General features: G+C 37.4%; 1 protein-coding gene. It reads right to left on the bottom strand.

All coding sequences use genetic code 11. The annotated features are described in order from the left end of the window. On the bottom strand, nucleotides 1–1,238 hold a 1,238-nt coding region (gene traD / locus BAZSYMA_RS08445; protein ID WP_143243178.1), incomplete at both ends, for a conjugative transfer system coupling protein TraD.

The raw sequence follows: 1,238 nt of genomic DNA, 5'->3' as shown, positions 1-1,238 counted from the left end.
TTGATAATGTATTTTTTGTATTTTTTGCTTCGTTGTCCGTATTGGGCAGTCCATGGGCTGTGCCGAATTTGTAAAACTTCCCTGCAATTGAGGTTAAATCTGCAAACATGGCAGCACCAACTGCATGAGCCACAGTTGAGTCGCTCAGTGCGTCTAGCCCAACATAAACCACTGCTTTTTGACGCATAATTTGTGTCCAATCTATGATTGGTCGATTGTCTTTATGGTTGTCATCGTCATCTACTGGTGACAACAGTTCAGATATATCGCCTGAGGTTAATTTATCTAGCAATGGTCGTAATGAAGCAACGAGTTTAGAATAATAAGCATTGTCATAACGAAACACTGCCAAAATACCTTCAAGTTCAGGGTCATCAATATTGTATTCTTTTTGCCATAGGCTAATAAGAAAACACGCTTTATTTTTTCCACCTGGTGGGTTTTTTGGATTGCCATCTTTGTCAGTTAAAAACTTATTTGCCAACATAGACAAAGTGTCTTCAATATCTGGATGCTCAACAAGCAGTACTTTTTCTTTATACTGTTTAATGAGTGGGTCAATATCATTAATATATCTGCGTATTTTTACAAAATCAGGCTTATCGCCTGCTTTAACTAAAGCCTTTGCAACAATATTAACAAAACCCCAAGCAAAATCTTTAAAAGTTGAAGCATTGCCCTCAGATGGCAACTGGTCGCTAATTCTACTAGCGACCTCGGTGATTTTAGTAAACGAACCAATGGCATTGTATCGACAAGATATATCAGGAAACCCTAAATGGAAAATATACACAGGTCTATCTATTAGCTTTGCTTCTACATAAGTTTTTAACATTAAATCAGCATCGCCTTTTGGATCAAACACAATAACAGTATCGCCACGACGAATATCTTGAGTGATGAATATCTCAGCAAGCCTTGTTTTGCCTACTCGAGTTGTTCCTAAGACTAACTTATGTCCCACTCTCTCACCGAGAGACTCGTAAATATCTCTTTCCCCTTCTAACATGCCAACTGCGTGTAATACTGGATTACCTCCCACAGGAGGCAAAGGTTTATAAGGATTAATAAAATTGTTATTATGAAACAATTTATATAAAAATGGCGATGTTTTTTCTGTTCTACGGATAGCTCTAAACATTATCGATGGCGTTAAATACTCTTTGTTTTTAGCATGTTTAGTGTCTTCAACACGTTGTGTGTGTGATTGACCCCATTCAAAACCTCTGCCTAAAAAT

The organism is Bathymodiolus azoricus thioautotrophic gill symbiont (genome assembly GCF_001298715.1).
Classification (GTDB): domain Bacteria; phylum Pseudomonadota; class Gammaproteobacteria; order PS1; family Pseudothioglobaceae; genus Thiodubiliella.
This window is presented reverse-complemented; position numbering and strand designations above follow the sequence as displayed.